This window comes from Proteus sp. CA142267 (assembly GCF_003336825.1).
GTDB classification, from domain to species: domain Bacteria; phylum Pseudomonadota; class Gammaproteobacteria; order Enterobacterales; family Enterobacteriaceae; genus Proteus; species Proteus terrae.
The window spans coordinates 139,590-156,137 of the sequence record NZ_QPMG01000010.1 but is presented as its reverse complement, the minus strand read 5'-3'; the positions used below and the strand labels follow the sequence as shown (position 1 = coordinate 156,137).

The following is a 16,548-nucleotide window of genomic DNA, read 5'->3' as shown; positions in this document are numbered from 1 at the left end:
GCTGACGAAGCCAAAGAACAGCAACGTTTGGCTGACGAAGCCAGAGAAAAGCAACGTTTAGCCGAAGAAGCGAAAACTCAAGAAGAATCTAAGCGCATTGCCGAAGAAAAAGCCAAAGAACTGCTCCCAGTAGAAGATGAATTAGAACTACGAGCAAAAGAGAAAGAAATAACAAAACCATCGATCATTATCAGCAAACCTATCGACATTGAAAGCACTTATAAATCAATGCAATTAATGGCTGAAAACGGCTATAAGCTTATAGATATGCAACAAGGTCAATTGCGTTATCTAGCTTCTGCAACTTGCTCTGTAGGTACTGAAAAAGCGTGTATTAGTGGTTTTACACACTATCAAAATGTCAATAAAGCCAATGCAACACAAACTGGGTTAAGTGGTGCTTATCGTTTTGATATTAATCATATTCCATTAGTTGTAGGGCTTGCCATTGATACTGATGTCTATTCTTCATTACCTAAAGGTTATCAATATCAAGGCTATGCATTACCTTTAATTGGTTTTAGTTTAGATTTAATGCCGTCATTGAATGCAGAGCTAAATAATAATGCACTGCATTTCTCTTTAAAAGGTGCTTATTTAAATCGTAAAGTTTCTATTGAAAGAGCAGCATTAGCAAATACTGAATCAGGTAAAGGAAATACTAAGATTTCAGGTTATCATATTGATTTAAAAGCTTATTATCCATATTCATTATCAAATAATTTACTGCTAACGCCATTTGTAGGACTTACTTTTAATCAAATCTCACGTTCAGCTTATAGTGAAACTCAAAATGCCCAATTTGCAGCACACTATGATGCCCTTAAAACGCATTCATTATTCGCCAAAATAGGATTGGGTATGGAGCATTTATTAGGTTCTTCTTTCATACTTAATACAAAAGCAGGCTTACTGTGGAACTTATCGCATTATCAAGGGGATTTTCGTAGCCATATTGACTATTTAGGTCAACAACAAATTAATTATTCAGAAAATAAAAAACAGGTAAAACAACGCCCATTTGCCAATGTTGGAGTCACTTATCAGTTTGATAAACAATCTTCTGTCAATACATCAGCAAATTGGGAAATGACAACCTATCGCAATCACGATATGCAAATTGGTGTAAGTTACACCTATCGCTTCTAGTTCCTTATTGTTACATTTGGGGTTTATTTTAGCTGTATTATTTGGCTTCCTATAAAAATATATAGGAAGCTCTTTTTTTATTAACCGATTGAATAATTCAAATTTGAAATAATAGAATTGTTTTTTTCTTCATTAACCCACCACACTTTGGTAGAAACCTTCTCAAGTAGTGCTTTATTGTGACTAAAAATAACCAAACTTAAAGGGCGCTTCTGACTTTCATCGATCAATACTTGCCAAATATCAGCTTGAATTTGTGCATCTAACTGTGCCGTGACTTCATCTGCAATCAATATTTGAGTACGAGGATCTAACGCGCGCAATAACGCAATACGTGCAAGCTCTCCACCGGATAATTCATTAGGTCTGCGCGTTAACCATTCTGGTTTAATCCTGAGTTTTTCGAGCCAGTGATCATCAGGTGACCAAGCATCACGAACACTATCTCCTGTTGTTCGAAAGGGATTAAAACATTTATCAGGGTGTTGAGGAACTAATTGAATAGGGCAATAACCCTTGTTAGATAATGGTTTGCCATTAATAAGAATTGAACCTTGAGTGGGTTTTTGCCACTGTGCTAAAACGCGACCTAATGTCGTTTTTCCTGTGCCACTTGGCGCTGAAATACCGAGTCGCTCTCCCGCATCTAACGAAAAGGAGAGATCTTGCCATAACATCTTACCTGCTTGCTCCACAGATAATTGTTTTAACTCTAAAAGTGGCATAAAGATAACTCCAAAAATAACAAATGAAATGTATAAAAATAAAACTTAAGAACTCAATATTATAATGGATTAAGTGATGCTTCTTTTGTATTTATAAATTGTTGCTCAGGTAATGCGTTCCAGAGTGTCTTTAACCACTCACTACCTTCATGACGATTAAGCACATTAGCAGGAATGACTTCGTTAACTTCACCCTGATTAAGCACCGCTATCGTATCCGCAAACCTTGCGGCTAAGGCTAAATCATGTGTAACCCAAAGCACTGATTTACCTTGATTGCATAACTCTCTTAAATGACCTAATAACAAGCACGCATGTTCATCATCAAGCCATGAGGTGATCTCATCCGCCAAAATATACTGTGCATTAGAGAGTGTCGCATTGCAGGCTAATACTCGCTTTGCCATTCCACCAGACAATTTTGCCGGATACGTTTTTACTAATGAACCCGAAAGGTGATAAAGCCCTAACTGTTGCACAATATCATCAGACGAAACATCTGCACCACTTAAACGCGCAGAGCGACTTAATTGATCACCAATACAGATCAACGGATTGAGAGCACTGACACCTTGAGGAATATAACAAAAGGTATTCCCACGATAAGCAATCAGTTCCCGTTCACTTAGTGTGTGCCCATTCAATTTAATCGCACCACGAACTCGCATGTTGGCGGGTAAAAGCCCTAATGCACTTTGTAATAACAGGCTTTTTCCTTCACCACTGCCACCCACTAATGCCAGCATTTTTCCGGGTTTAATATCCAGTGAGATTGATTTTAGCAACGGCTGCCAATTTCGTTTTCCTAACCAACGAAATTGCGCGATATCAATGGAAAGCTGTTCAAAACTTAACATCCTGCCCCTCTTAACCATAATTGTTGCATTGCTTTAGCAAATTGATCGAAGATCAATACTAAGCACATCAAAATCAATCCTGGAAATACCACCATCCACCAAGAGCCTGTACTTAAATAGCGTAGTGCATCGGCCAGTAATAAGCCGAGTGAAGGTTCATGAGCTGCCTGACCAAAACCAAGAAAACTCAACGCTGCACTATGCAATACTGCATGAGGAAACATTAATAAGGTTCCTACGATCCACTGGGGTAACAGCATAGGAATATAGTGTTTTTTTACGCACTCAAAAGGCGTGTTGCCAATACGACGCGATAACATTACATAATCAGCTTCTCTAATACGCTGAATTTCACCTCGTAAAATTAAAGCTAATTTAGGCCAATGGGTTAATGCCACAGCCCAAATCACCCCTTGTTGCCCACCACCTAAGGTAAAACAAATTAAAATCAATAATAATAAATGAGGTAATGCTAAAAGCGCATCAACAACGCCTCTTACAAAAAAATCACAATAACGATTGATTGAGGAGATACCAGCAAAAATTAAGGCGATTGCACCACTCACAACCGCACTCGTCACACCGATATTTAAACTACTTAACATGCCTTGGAAACAACGTAGCCACAAAGAGCGGCCTAAGTTATCAGTACCGAACCAATATTGATCTGACGGAGCCTGATTTCTAGCCAAAAAGTCCATTACGATATCAGTATGAGAAACAGAAAAACCATATGCAACTAACCCAATTAACGCGAGGGTAACTAACAAAAGTCGTAGCAAAGGTTTGTTCGGATCGTAAATCATGAGTCTCGTAAAATTCCTTTATTAATACGTCTTAATAATATGTTAGAAATACTATTACCAAAGAAAATCAAAATAGTGCTGAAAACAACAATTCCCATTAGCAGAGGAATATCGCCTCGTAATCCTGCATCAACCGTTGCTTGCCCTAAGCCTGGATAAGCAAATACTTTTTCAGCTAAAAGAGAGCCACCAAGTAATTCACCAATTGATGCAAACTGTAAGCAAAGTGCAGGCGTAATGGCATGACGTAGAACATGAAATAGCATCATAGCCCAACCTTTATCACCTTGGGCCTTAGCGAAATGGATAAATTCACTGCCCATTACTTCAGCGACTTTCGCACGAGTATGCAAAGCGATATTCCCGGTACCTAATAATCCAAGTGCAATCATAGGTAAGATAAGATGAGAAAAACGCTGGCTTAATGTTGCCGTTTCAGCACTACTTCCCATCGGCCACGCACAACAAATTGGCGCCCAATGTAAAGTGACAGAAAACAGAGATAGCAGTAGTAATCCCACCCAAAACGTCGGTAATGCGGCTAATAGATAAGATAAAGTAGAGATAATTCTATCAGGCCAACGATTAAGATATCGACCTGCGATTAATCCCATCACAACGCCAATAACACCTGAAAATACCCATGCTGAAAAAAGCAAGATAAACGAAGGTCCTGCACGTTCACGAATAACATCAATAACGGGCATGTTATACAACATGGAATAGCCAAAATCCCCCTGAATGATTTGGCTAAACCAAAGCCAAAATCGCATCCATAAAGGCTGGTCAATTCCCCAACGTGCCGCAATTAAAGGATATTGTTCCGGAGGAACATTCAGTAGATCACTACCGATATAGGCCTTAATAGGATCGATTGGTGAAAAACTTAATAAAATAAAAACACCTGCTGTTGTCACCAACAGCAGGCAGAGTAATCGCAGGAAAAAACCTGCACTTTGACGTATTACTGACAAGTCCACTTCCAAGTATCTACGCTATTTAATAATGACCATGAACCATGGATTTCAGGCGTTCCTGTACCTAGATCAACACAAGGGTTAGTTAGGTAAGTATGTTGCACATTCATCAACCAAGCCCAAGCAGCATCACCTTTTACACCAACGCCATTTTTACCATCCCACTCAACGGCCTTCCAATGAGGAACCGCTTCTTGCCACGTATGGGCATCAAGTGCTGCTTGTAGGTGTTTTTCGACCTCAGGGTTTTTATAATAACCTGGATTATAATAACCAACACCCGCCGCATTTTCGCTGTAGTGATGATAGAGTTCCATAGGATCAAGACTTCCCCAACCAAATAAGGTTGGATTTGAGTGCATATAGCGCTCTACGGTATCCCAACTTCCTGATTTAAGATCCATTTTAATACCAAGAGGTTGTACTAACGCACGAATTGACTCGGCTAAATCACGACGAGTTGCATCACCACTGGTATACCATAAGGTGAGTTTGGCTTCTAAACCGTCTTTTTCACGAATGCCATTTTTATTGAGTTTCCAACCTGCATCTTCAAGAATTTGCTTCGCTTTTTCAACATCACCATCTTTAAATGTAGCCTCAGTTTGATCCCAAGGGAGTCCTTTTACTCCGGTATAAGCGGGAACGGCATAACCATCAAGGACTTGCTCTGAAAGCAACTTACGATCTAGTGCGTAGTTAATAGCTTTACGAATAGCGATATCAGCGGTGATATCATTACCAATATCATAGCCTTGGGCGTTTTTCTCACCTGATTTTACCATTGGGAAAACAATACCGCGGTTTTCAACACTTGGCCTTTCCCACAATTTGGTATTGGGCAAATTCTTAGCGATTGCAGCCGTTGCTGGTGGAATGCGCACAATACCTAATTGTCCACTTTGAGCAGCAGCAAAGGCGGCATCTTCATCAAGGAAAACAAAGATGAGTTTTTCAAAATCGTTTTTCTGTCCTGCATAATAAGGGTTAGCTTCAACAATTAATTGCTGACCCGGTTGGAAACTGACCATGCGATAAGGGCCGGCACCAATTGGCTTTTGTGCATAGGTTTTTTCATCATACTTATCAGCAGAAACGATACCTAAAGAGCCCAGTACGTTTACAAACGTACTTTGTGGCGCTTTTAATGTAATAGTGACATGTAAGTCATCATCAGCTTTTGCAGAAAGGAAGTTACCCATATCCACTTTACCGCCACTGGCAGCCGCATTGTTATAGGTAAAGACGATATCTTTTGCTGTCAGCGGCAGACCATCAGAGAATTTTAAATCTGGTTTTAACGTTAATTTCCATGTTTTACCATCTTCACTTGGCTGATAGTCACTTAACATATTGCTATACCAAGAGAGATCCGCATTTTGCTTTAACAATGGGCTATGAAGAAGTAAATAACTGCCATGACTCCAACCCAGCATTGGGTCGAACCCCTCTGTTGGCTCTTCACCAATCGCTAATTTCAATGTTTGAGCAGATGTTGCAAAAGGGACGCTTAACGCGGCTAAGCAAGTTAACGTTACTAATGATTGACGCCAACCAAACCGAATAGACATAAAACATTCTCCGATTTTTTAGATACGACTTATCATCAGTCTCTATCTAAATAAGATGAAGAGGCTGAAACAAGATAAATAACAATGATAATTATGATGTTCTGCAACTTGGTACAGATAATACAGATAAAGGCTAAACCAGTGGCATCATAATAAATTTTTTTATTCAACTACTCGAATAATATTCGACAGTTTATTGATTTTACATAAACTTTTATTAAGCAGTAATACTCATTATGGCAAACTTCTAGCAAGTGCACAGTATTTTTCTAATAAATAAGTTATATATTTATCATTGAATTTATCAGTGAGCGTAAAACGAAATAAAGTGACTTTTTAACGAAATTAAATTATTCCTTTTTATTTAATCTACACTGACAATAAAAAAGGCACATTATTGTGCCCTCTTGTGATTATGTATTTAATATTCTTTTTAATTTGAAATAGCGTCGTCCTAAACGCCAACGCAATCTAAAATCTTTCGCATTCTGCCAGATAAGTGTCCAAATTCCCCTATCAAAAAGCTCTTTAACTATTTGTTTTTTAACTTTAATAGATTGAATAGAACCGATTGAGTGAATAATTCCTAAACCTTCTTTTGCGATTTGCCAATAACATGCATTGATATTTTGAGACACTTCCTTATGCTTTTGATTAATAGCATCAAGCATTTCTAATATTTTCATGTAATTATGAATTGTTCTAACATGAATAGTATCATTAGGTGTTTTATGAGAAACAGATTCAGAATGAATAAAGTAGTCGTAGTAACGCTCATCAATATATTTAACACGTTTAGCGGTTAATAATGCTTCTGTTGTCCACGGAATATCTTGATGATGTAAACCTGGCTCAAAATAATAACCATGAGCAAGTAGAAATTCACGTCGATAGATATTTAACCAAGTCACATGCAAAAATTTCTTAGAATTTAATGCCATTTCTAGCCATTGTGGCCCAGTTAAAACATCCGTTGAATGTAATCGATTAGATGGAAAGATAGGACGCGAAGGACGCCCATCCGCATAGACGTAATTACCATTGCAAGTCGCGATATCTAAATCATCCGCCAGAGCGATTTCAAGTAGCCGAGGATACATTCTGGCATCAATAACATCGTCAATATCAGGGAAAGCCACGTATTTTCCACGTGCGACGTTAAATCCAGAATTACGCGCAACGGAAACACCTTGGTTTTCTTGTGTCAAAATAGTGACATCAGGAAATTTCCCCTTCCATTCATAAAGCAATTTTAATGAATTATCGTTAGAACCATCATCAACAAGAATAAGCTCCCAACTCGGTAGTTTCTGCGCTTGTAAATAGTTGAAAAATTTTGATAAAAATTTCTCACCATTATAAACGGCAACGACAATACTTAATTGAGGTACAAAAGAAGACATAATCAACCTTTTATTCTTTCTAATAAATAACTTTCGTTCTGAACATATTGGTTAAAGATAGCAAAGATACCAGCCTCAATATGGAGCTATTCTTGCTATTCACTCGTTATGCCTAAGTAAAAAGTTACTTTTTGCTAATTTGAAGTAAAAATCATTATTAATAAAGAATAAGTATAATTAACTTTTAAGATATCCTATGAAGAACAGGTTAAGCAGGATTGTTTTTTAAAAGAAATTACTAAAGGAAAAATTAAGGTTAGTACATAAAAAGCATGTTATAGCCACAACCTTATTTTTAATGAGTAATATAAGTGTCATTAGTGCTTACTTTTGTAGCTAATGAGTAATATAGGTGTCATTAACGAAAAACATCCGCAAAGCGGATGTTTTAGTTTTTATTTATAATCTTTGGATACTTGTTCTATTTTTATTCTTCGATATCTTCTTCATCACAAACTTCAAACTCCGGAAAGTAATCAACTCGCCAAAACTTGATACCTTGATAAACTTCATCAACGGCATTTTTTACGGCTTCCGTCATTGGGTAGTAAAAACCGACTAAATCAGGTTGGATCCCTAGAAAAGTAATATCAGGAATATCATCTTTTAATTGATCAATAAGAAAATTCAGCGGCATATTATGGGTGCTCATAATAAACATTTCCGCTATATAATCAGGATTTATCACCCTGATCTCACCTGGATTTAAACCAATGTCAGCAACATCAACAATGACAACACATTGTGGTTGTAACTCTCTTACTTGGTAAGAAACATTCTCAGGTGCACTTCCCCCGTTGATAACAATCCATCCATCAATTGGGTTTGCTTCCATTAACTCAGCAAGCAGAGGGCCTGCACCATCGTCGCCCATCATACTGTTGCCAACCGTTAATACCACTTTAGGTGCTGTCATTGATTTACTCATGGTTTTCTCTTCACAATCAAATAAATAGCAGGTTCTGCGTGGATCTCGCCCAGTAATTTAATCAGCGTTTGACTCCATTCACTAAAAATAGGATCGTCATTTTTAATAATAGGATCAAATGCTAACGCTAATAAGTGAGTATGCTCCGAGTTAATATTGATTTCACCAAATGTCAGCAATCCCTGCATTTTGCGTTTTGCTTCACCTTCAGGTAATAAATCAATCCATGCTTTATATTTTTCTAAAGGACAGACTAGTTCTGTTTTTAGACAATCAATCATACCCACGTGGTGACCAATCGCGAGCGAATAGTACATCACCTGTTGCGCTTGCTCAGGAATATCATCATCGCTATCAACAAACTTTTGTCTTAGTGACCAAAAGTAAACTTTAGCGTCATCAGGCATAAATTCCTCCTTGGCTTAATGAATAGACCAGACGTTTTACAATCTCTGATAAACGAGGATCGTTAGCTTGTCGTAGCCATTCATCAACACGTCCACTCACTTCTTGAATAGTGGCACCTTCTAATAAGGTAAGAAAATGATCACTGATTTGCCTTCCTTGATAATAACCAGCAAGACGACGTGCTTCACGCTCAATCATTACTCGAGCATCTAGAGGAATAGAAGGCAGAATTAGAGATGCTTTCTCATTTTCTACTTCAATGTGTGATTCGCCTTTTAATTTTTGGTCTAACAAACCCAATGCAACAGCAAAACCATAAATCGTTGCTGCTGGCGTTGGAGGACAACCAGGGATCCACACATCAATAGGCACGATAGATTCGCTACCCCCCCATACGCAATACAGATCGTGGAAAATACCGCCACCACAGCCACAAGCACCATAAGAGATACAAATTTTTGGATCTGGCGCTGATTCATAAGCACGTAATGCAGGAACACGCATCTGGCGCGTTACTGCGCCAGTGAATAATAAAATATCAGCGTGACGAGGTGAGGCTACCACTTTGATACCAAAACGTTCAGCATCAAAAACTGGGGTAATTGCGGAGAAAATTTCAATCTCACAACCATTACAACCACCACAGTCAACACGATAAACATAAGCTGAACGCTGAATATCTTTCAACAATGTCTGTTTTAGCTTTTGTACCTGATCATCAAGGGTGATCGGTTGGCTAACATGATGATTAATGGGAATTTCTGGTAGACTCATTTTATTGTACTCCCAATTTCGCCCACACTAATATTTTCACGACCATCAGATAACAAGTTATGTTTACGCTTACATTCAGGGCAAGTTTCAAATTGTGGGCGCATCGCTTCTACAGTTTGCTCATCCCAACCTGATTGCACTAATAGCTCCATCGCATATTCAACTGATTTTCTAGGCGTAAATGGTTGATGGCATTCACGGCAATTCAATAATTTAAAAGTCCCTTTAATATAAAGATCTGACTTTTTGGTCACTGCCGTTTCAAACATATCAGATAAAACAATCGCTCTTGTTGGACAAACTTCTTCACAACGACCGCAGTAAATACAGCGACCAATGAATAATTGCCAATGACGCTCGCCTGTTTCCAAATTCGTTTCCATCGTTAACGCATTAGCAGGACAGGCTGCGGTGCAAGCACCACAGACAATACATTGCTGTGCATCATATTCAGGCTTTCCTCTGAAACCATCAGGTAAATCCAGAGGCTTAAATGGATATTTGGTCGTTGCTTCGCCTGTTTTGATTATGGTTTTAAACAATTTTAACATCGTTCATTCCCTCACTTGAGCGGCGAATTTTTACGTTCGATGCTGTAACGTTCAATTTCTTTATAAGAAACTGTTTTAGATTTACGTTTTTTCACATCGACGAGCGTTACCCTGTCAGTACAGGAATAACAAGGGTCAAGACTACCGATAATTAACGGTGCATCAGAGACTGTATTTCCTTGCAACATATAGCGTAATACAGGCCAGTTAGCATAAGTTGCAGCACGGCAACGCCAGCGGAATAATTTTTGGTTATCACCCAACATACTCCAGTGAACGTCTTCGCCTCGTGGCGCTTCAGTAAAGCCTAGTGCAAATTTATAGGGTTGATAAGTAAAGCCTTCGGTTAATAATGGGCCTTCAGGCAAATTATCTAAGGCATATTCAATCATTGCCATTGAATCCAAGACTTCTTTAATACGCACCATCACACGAGAGAATACGTCGCCGCCTTCATAACTAAAGAGAGTTAATGGAAGATTGCCATAATCTGCAAATGGGTGGTCAAAACGCACGTCACGTTTAAAGCCACTCGCTCTGATCATTGGACCTACTGGGCTAAAATCACGAGCGACTTTCTTATCTAAAATACCTACGCCGACAGTACGCTGTTCCATATTTGGTGCTGACAGAAGTATATCCACTAATTCAGTGACTTCTTTGCGCATTTCTCTAACTAATTGAATTGTTTTCAGGCGCTGATCTTTTAAGATATCGCGGCGAATACCACCAATTAAATTTAAGCCATACGTTTTACGCGCACCGGTCAGCATTTCTGCAATCTGCATTGATTTTTCACGAATACGGAAAAATTGCATAAAGCCAGTATCAAAGCCTGTAAAGTGGCTAGCTAAGCCAATGTTTAATAAATGGCTATGAAGGCGTTCAACTTCTAATAAGATAGAACGAATAGTATGCGCACGACGAGGCACTTCAATGCCTAACGCATTTTCAACAGAAGTCACATACGCCACGCTGTGAGTAAAACCACAGATACCACACACACGGTCTGATAAGAATGTGACTTCGTTATAACCCATGCGAGTTTCAGCGAGTTTTTCCATACCACGGTGAACATAAAACATGCGGTAATCTGCATCGACAATATTTTCACCATCTACGAATAAGCGGAAGTGTCCCGGTTCATCTGAGGTAATGTGCATAGGGCCAATTGGTACAACGCGCGCATCTTGCTTACCTTCATTCAAGAAAGGATAAGTTTCAACTTCGGTCGCTGGTGCTGGACGTTGGCGATAATCCATCGCATCTTTACGCAGTGGATACATCTCTTCAGGCCAGTCATCTGGAAGCACTAAACGGCGTTCATCAGGTAAACCAACAGGGATAAGACCATACATATCACGGATTTCACGTTCCCCCCACACTGCAGCAGGTACTCGCGGTGTTACTGACGGGAATTCTAAAGTGATTGGGCTAACGTGGGCTTTTACAACAACCCAGCATTTTTCACCCTCTTCCATTGATAATGCGTAGTAAACAGCATAGTCCCCGTTTAAACTACGTTCGTCGTTACCAAATAAAACAGGTAACCAACCGCCTAAGCCGTAATACAGGTATTCCACCACTTCAGGAAGTGATTCCGTTTTTACTGTTATCGTCAATTGATCAGCGGTTTGTCGCTCTTCATCAAGAACAGCTGATGGGAATTTTTCACGAACTTTGGCAACATAATCTCCACCTAGTTCTTTTCCCTCTTTTCTACTGACATAATTTTGGTAGCTCACGTTACATCTCCTGAACCGATGTGGATGGATTGCTGATTAAAGCCGTTGGCCATGCATAAGTAGGTGACTCACTTTTATCAATATTCATCACGATATTAGCGGCATTTTCTAACAGCTCGCTGACAGGCTTAGGAATGTGAGTTCCCATTAACAGCATAAGTGCAATCAGAATGACCATTGGTAATGTGGTTAAAATTCCCAGTTCACCTTTAGCAACAACATCAGGTTTTGGACCAAAGACAGTTTTAGCCACCATACGAACTAACCCACCCAATACTACAGTCAATAACAATAATAATAGGATAGTTAAGCCAATGTGCTGAGAAGCTAAACCTGCTACAACAATCATAAATTCACTGATAAAGACGTTGAAAGGAGGCATACCGCCTAACGCTAAAGCACCACCAGCAAAAAGAGCCGCACTTAATGGCATCACTTTAAACATGCCTTTCACGACATTTAAATCACGAGTACCGTATTTCAATAACACGTTACCGGAGCCACAGAACAACAGTGCTTTCGCCAGACTGTGGTTTAAGGTGTGGAATAAAGCAGCCAAAATACCAATTGGTCCGCCAATTCCTAACGCGACGGCAATTAATCCCATGTTTTCCACACTGGAATACGCTAAAAGACGTTTCATATCGCGCTGAATAAGAATAAAGAACGCCGCGATAGCAACAGAGAGGAAGCCAAAGATTAACAGCAAGTTACGTGTAAATTCAGTACCGATTGCCGCATCAATAATAATGTAGTAACGAATGATGATTAACAGCGCGCAATTCAGTAGTACAGCTGATAACAGCGCACTGACTGGGCTTGGCGCTTCACTGTGCGCATCGGGTAACCATGCGTGCATTGGGAATAAACCCGTTTTGGTACCGAAACCGATTAAAATAAAGACAAAAGCTAAATGCATTAGTGTTGGGTCTAACTGGTCTGTATATTTCAACACTTCAGTCCAGAAGATGGCCTGATCTGGATCAGGCATAAAGCTTGCGGCATTGGCATAAACCAAAATAGTACCAAAAAGACCAAACGCCACACCCACACTACAAATGATGATATACTTCCACGCAGCTTCCAGAGAAGAACGTTGACCATAAATTCCGACTAAGAATGCAGAGCTTAGGGTTGTTGCTTCAATGGCTGCCCACATTAAGATCAAGTTATTACTCGTAATTGCTAATAACATGGTGAATAAAAAGAGGTGGAAGAATCCATAATAGTTACACAAAGTGCGTACTGAGATTTCACCCTCATCCACTTCGTGATTCATATAACCAATAGAATAAAGCCCAGTTAAAAAGCCGATAATACCTAAGATGGCAAGGAATAATGCGCCTAGGCTATCCACATGAACCCAATTAGCAGCAACCAATATTTCGCCATGAGACATGACATCTGCCACAGTCCCTAATGCAGCGATTAACAATACGGTGATACCAATAGCGTGAATACCCGTCACAACAGGACGTGCTCCCGCTTTTAATAACGGACTTAGAAACGCCAGTATTGAAAACACCAACGGTGCAAACATTAAAATTATTAACATGGTTGTTTGATTCATCTCCTCACCCCTTCAGCGCGGTCAGTTGATCCACGTTCAGTGTGTTGAGCGTGCGGTAAATCTTACGAGCCAACACTGCCATAACAATCACAGCAAAGATGGCGTCAGTGGCGATACCGATTTCGACCAGTTCTGGTGCTCTCCACGCTAATAGTGCCAGTGTTAAGTGAGAGCCGTTTTCCATTAAGCAGTAACCAAAAGCTTGTTTTAGGATATTTCGTTGAGTCACGATACAAAGCAGACCTAACATAAAGTGTCCTAAAGAAACTGCGAGTGCAGGTTTCAAATCAACAACCATTGGTATTTGAATTGGCTCAACCACAAACCAACTTAAAATAACGATAACAGCAGCCAACAACATTAAAAGTGCAGGGCTAATAACACTAATATTCGCACTAGGATCGGATAACTTACGGAATGCGAATCCTAAAATAAGTGGCACAAGCAGAACTTTAGTAAAGAAGGCGGTAATCGCCCAAAGTGTGAGTTGGTGAGCATCTAATGTATTGGCTAAAGTGACAAAAATCATCACTAAAACGAAAGATTGCAATGCATAGAACCAACATGAAGCAATCGGCTTTTTAGCGCCAATTACCAGTAGCGAGGTGATCATCATTAACCCCGCCAAATTGTTTACGATAAGTGCTCCAGTCATGATTTATCTCCCTTATCCTAGCCAAGTGACTGCGATAACACTGGATGCAAAGGACATCACAATCAGTATTCCAACCACAATTTGCATTGCCATAGGAACAGGTTGTCCTTGTGCAACTTCTGTACTTGGTTTGCCAGGAACAACACGACCAAACCAGTAGATAAACCAAGTGAAGCTAGCAACAGATTCAATCAGTACTAGCACCATAATTGGTGTCATCACCCAGAAAACACTCGACAGTTCAAAACCTGCGGCAAAAATTGGGAATTTACTAAAGAAGCCATTCATTGGTGGAACACCTGCGATTGCCAGTGCGGCAACACAGAAACCGACACCCAATAATGGATATTTGTTAATTAACCCTTTTAAGCGCGGCAACATACGAGTACCACAGCTATAACTCAACGCACCCGCAACTAAGAAGAACAAGCTTTTAGCGAAGGCATGGTTAAAGATATAAGCGATACCGCCTTCAAACGCTTCACGCGGTCCAAAGATAGAAATAGATAATGCAAGGAAGATATAAGAGAGCTGAGTAATGGTTGACCATGCTAACAAGCGTTTCATATCTTTTTGTGGCAGATACATCATAAAGCCATAAATCAACGTGATAACTGCCATGGTAATACCCACCCAACCAATAAGATGAGGGACATTACCATCTGCTGACATAATCGCACGAGCAAAGATGTAAACACCGACTTTTACCATTGATGCTGCGTGTAAGTAAGCACTCACAGGAGTTGGTGCTTCCATCGCATCAGGTAACCAAGCTTGCAGTGGTAATTGAGCTGATTTACCCCAAGCAGCAAAGAGAATTCCGCCAAACACAATCAATTTGGTTGGTTCATCTAAGGTTGCAATTGCGGTTAACTCAAAAGTACCTGTACTCACAAACAAGGTTGCTGCCGCAAGATAAAGACCGATTGAAGCAACGTGAGTGATCAACAACGCTTTCATTGCTGAGCGAAGTGATTTTTCAGATTGGTAGTAGCCGATTAATCCCCAAGAACATCCCCCTGTGATTTCGAAAAACAGGAGTTGGCCTAAAATAGTCGATGAAAGGACTAAACCCGCCATTGCACCAATAAAAATCAGCAAGAAGGCATAATAGCGACGAGTACCATCATGTGGATGCTCACGGTTGCCATTAGTCAGATAGCCAGTAGAGTAAAAACTCACTAACAATCCTAAGAACACAACAGCAAAAGCAATCAATGTACTGACACGGTCAATGGTAAAACCAAAGAGCGCAACATCACCATATTGTACTAGCGTAATTGTGGTATCGACTTTACCTTCAGCGAGGAACTGCCAACCTAAAACAACCGTTCCTAATGTGGCTAATAAAGCGAACAGTGTACATAACCACTTCGCCATCCGATTTGGCATTAAGGACGTAATCAACGCCCCCGCAAATGGGATGAGTAAGGTCGCAAGAGCTATATTTTCCATTGTAATCATCGCTCCTTATAGACCGGTTAAATAGAAAACAAGAGCCAGTGCCGCAACACCGAATCCTAACCATGTCACATGGTGAGTCAGTAAGAAGCGACCACGCGCTAAACTGTTTTCAACCAATGACGCTAATACAAACACCACTAACAATTTCACTGCCATTAAAACTAGCGCAATGATCAATGCGATAAAGGTAAATTCTGTTGCTTTACCGAAAGGAATAAATATGGCTAAGAACAGTTCAGCCACTACCACTTGTTTTAACCCAAGACCCAGTTTCACCATCGCAAAACCAGAGCCTGAATACTCAGTTAATGGACCTTCTTGTAACTCTTGCTCAGCTTCCGCAACGTCGAATGGCATTTTGCCCATTTCGATAAATGCGGCAAAAGCACAAGCTAATAAGGCTAACAGTGTGGCAGTTGGTGATACCCAACCTTGAGCAAGTGTTGCACTGATGGTGCCGACGTTGGTTGAACCCACAATTAACGCCACCACAATCAGTGATAACACTAAGATAGGCTCTACTAACACACCCAGCGTTAATTCACGGCTAGCACCAATACCTGCAAACGGGCTTCCTGAATCCAGACCAGATAAAGAGAAGAAGAAACGATAAAGTGCAAACAGATAAATCAGTGCGATAAGATCCGCCGCACCCGCAAACAGTGACGTTGCGGTAAAGACAGGCAACGCCATCGCAACCACCAGCATACTTCCCAGTAACACATAAGGCATCACTTGGAAGATCACGCCAGATTGCTCGGGTGCCACAGATTGACGTTTAAATAACTTAAAGATATCTCGATAATCTTGCAAAATCCCGGGGCCTTGACGCGAATGCATCTTGGCGCGAATTGTGCGCGAAATACCTGTACATAATGGGGTTATCGCTAACAAAAAGAGTGCTTGTATTAGTGCGAATATGCCCATCATTAACGTAGGTGCTTCTTGGAAAGTCATAAGTCCCT

16 protein-coding genes are annotated in these 16,548 nt (G+C 40.0%); 1 reads left to right on the top strand and 15 read right to left on the bottom strand.

Annotation, left to right across the window (positions count from 1 at the left end; genetic code table 11):
- Positions 1-1,149 (top strand): autotransporter domain-containing protein (locus C0T34_RS15520; RefSeq protein WP_239450336.1); only part of this gene is annotated, 1,149 nt, incomplete at its 5' end.
- Between the two features lie 80 nt (positions 1,150-1,229).
- Here C0T34_RS15520 and C0T34_RS15515 read toward each other — a convergent pair.
- The 15 genes from C0T34_RS15515 to C0T34_RS15445 form a co-directional block, all read right to left on the bottom strand.
- On the bottom strand, positions 1,230-1,874 hold the full coding sequence (locus C0T34_RS15515; protein ID WP_098941877.1) for an ATP-binding cassette domain-containing protein: 645 nt from the start codon (positions 1,872-1,874) through the stop codon (positions 1,230-1,232).
- A 59-nt stretch (positions 1,875-1,933) separates the two neighbouring features.
- Positions 1,934-2,731 carry an ATP-binding cassette domain-containing protein gene (locus C0T34_RS15510; RefSeq protein WP_075673451.1) on the bottom strand — a complete coding sequence of 266 codons (798 nt, stop codon included), beginning with the start codon at positions 2,729-2,731 and terminating at the stop codon, positions 1,934-1,936.
- Positions 2,725-3,537 carry an ABC transporter permease gene (locus C0T34_RS15505; protein WP_109394989.1) on the bottom strand — a complete coding sequence of 271 codons (813 nt, stop codon included), beginning with the start codon at positions 3,535-3,537 and terminating at the stop codon, positions 2,725-2,727. Before C0T34_RS15505 ends, C0T34_RS15510 begins: the two co-directional genes overlap by 7 nt.
- Positions 3,534-4,517 (bottom strand): ABC transporter permease, encoded by a 984-nt coding sequence (locus C0T34_RS15500; RefSeq protein WP_098941875.1) that lies wholly within the window; start codon positions 4,515-4,517, stop codon positions 3,534-3,536. Before C0T34_RS15500 ends, C0T34_RS15505 begins: the two co-directional genes overlap by 4 nt.
- Positions 4,502-6,085 carry an ABC transporter substrate-binding protein gene (locus C0T34_RS15495; RefSeq protein ID WP_098941874.1) on the bottom strand — a complete coding sequence of 528 codons (1,584 nt, stop codon included), beginning with the start codon at positions 6,083-6,085 and terminating at the stop codon, positions 4,502-4,504. The genes C0T34_RS15500 and C0T34_RS15495 overlap by 16 nt, the downstream gene beginning before the upstream one ends.
- 413 nt (positions 6,086-6,498) lie before the next feature.
- On the bottom strand, positions 6,499-7,488 hold the full coding sequence (locus C0T34_RS15490; RefSeq protein ID WP_098941873.1) for a glycosyltransferase: 990 nt from the start codon (positions 7,486-7,488) through the stop codon (positions 6,499-6,501).
- A gap of 427 nt (positions 7,489-7,915) precedes the next feature.
- Entirely contained in the window at positions 7,916-8,416 is a 501-nt protein-coding gene (gene hycI, locus C0T34_RS15485) for a hydrogenase maturation peptidase HycI (RefSeq protein WP_109850427.1), read from the bottom strand.
- Positions 8,413-8,823 (bottom strand): formate hydrogenlyase maturation HycH family protein, encoded by a 411-nt coding sequence (locus C0T34_RS15480; protein WP_088494545.1) that lies wholly within the window; start codon positions 8,821-8,823, stop codon positions 8,413-8,415. Before C0T34_RS15480 ends, hycI begins: the two co-directional genes overlap by 4 nt.
- Positions 8,816-9,598 (bottom strand): NADH-quinone oxidoreductase subunit B family protein, encoded by a 783-nt coding sequence (locus C0T34_RS15475; RefSeq protein WP_072069032.1) that lies wholly within the window; start codon positions 9,596-9,598, stop codon positions 8,816-8,818. Before C0T34_RS15475 ends, C0T34_RS15480 begins: the two co-directional genes overlap by 8 nt.
- Positions 9,595-10,149: a hydrogenase 4 subunit H gene (gene hyfH, locus C0T34_RS15470; RefSeq protein ID WP_075673442.1), complete on the bottom strand. Its 555-nt coding sequence runs from the start codon at positions 10,147-10,149 to the stop codon at positions 9,595-9,597. Before hyfH ends, C0T34_RS15475 begins: the two co-directional genes overlap by 4 nt.
- 11 nt (positions 10,150-10,160) lie before the next feature.
- Entirely contained in the window at positions 10,161-11,894 is a 1,734-nt protein-coding gene (locus C0T34_RS15465) for a hydrogenase large subunit (protein ID WP_075673441.1), read from the bottom strand.
- A gap of 1 nt (position 11,895) precedes the next feature.
- The gene (locus tag C0T34_RS15460; RefSeq protein WP_098941869.1) at positions 11,896-13,464 is read right to left on the bottom strand and encodes a hydrogenase 4 subunit F; all 1,569 of its coding nucleotides are present in this window, start codon (positions 13,462-13,464) and stop codon (positions 11,896-11,898) included.
- 4 nt (positions 13,465-13,468) lie between these two features.
- Positions 13,469-14,119 carry a hydrogenase 4 membrane subunit gene (hyfE, locus tag C0T34_RS15455; protein ID WP_036934333.1) on the bottom strand — a complete coding sequence of 217 codons (651 nt, stop codon included), beginning with the start codon at positions 14,117-14,119 and terminating at the stop codon, positions 13,469-13,471.
- Positions 14,120-14,131: 12 nt separating this feature from the next.
- Entirely contained in the window at positions 14,132-15,583 is a 1,452-nt protein-coding gene (locus C0T34_RS15450; RefSeq protein WP_109850426.1) for a hydrogenase 4 subunit D, read from the bottom strand.
- Positions 15,584-15,589: 6 nt separating this feature from the next.
- Positions 15,590-16,540 (bottom strand): respiratory chain complex I subunit 1 family protein, encoded by a 951-nt coding sequence (locus tag C0T34_RS15445; RefSeq protein ID WP_006536164.1) that lies wholly within the window; start codon positions 16,538-16,540, stop codon positions 15,590-15,592.
- Positions 16,541-16,548: the final 8 nt, after the last annotated feature.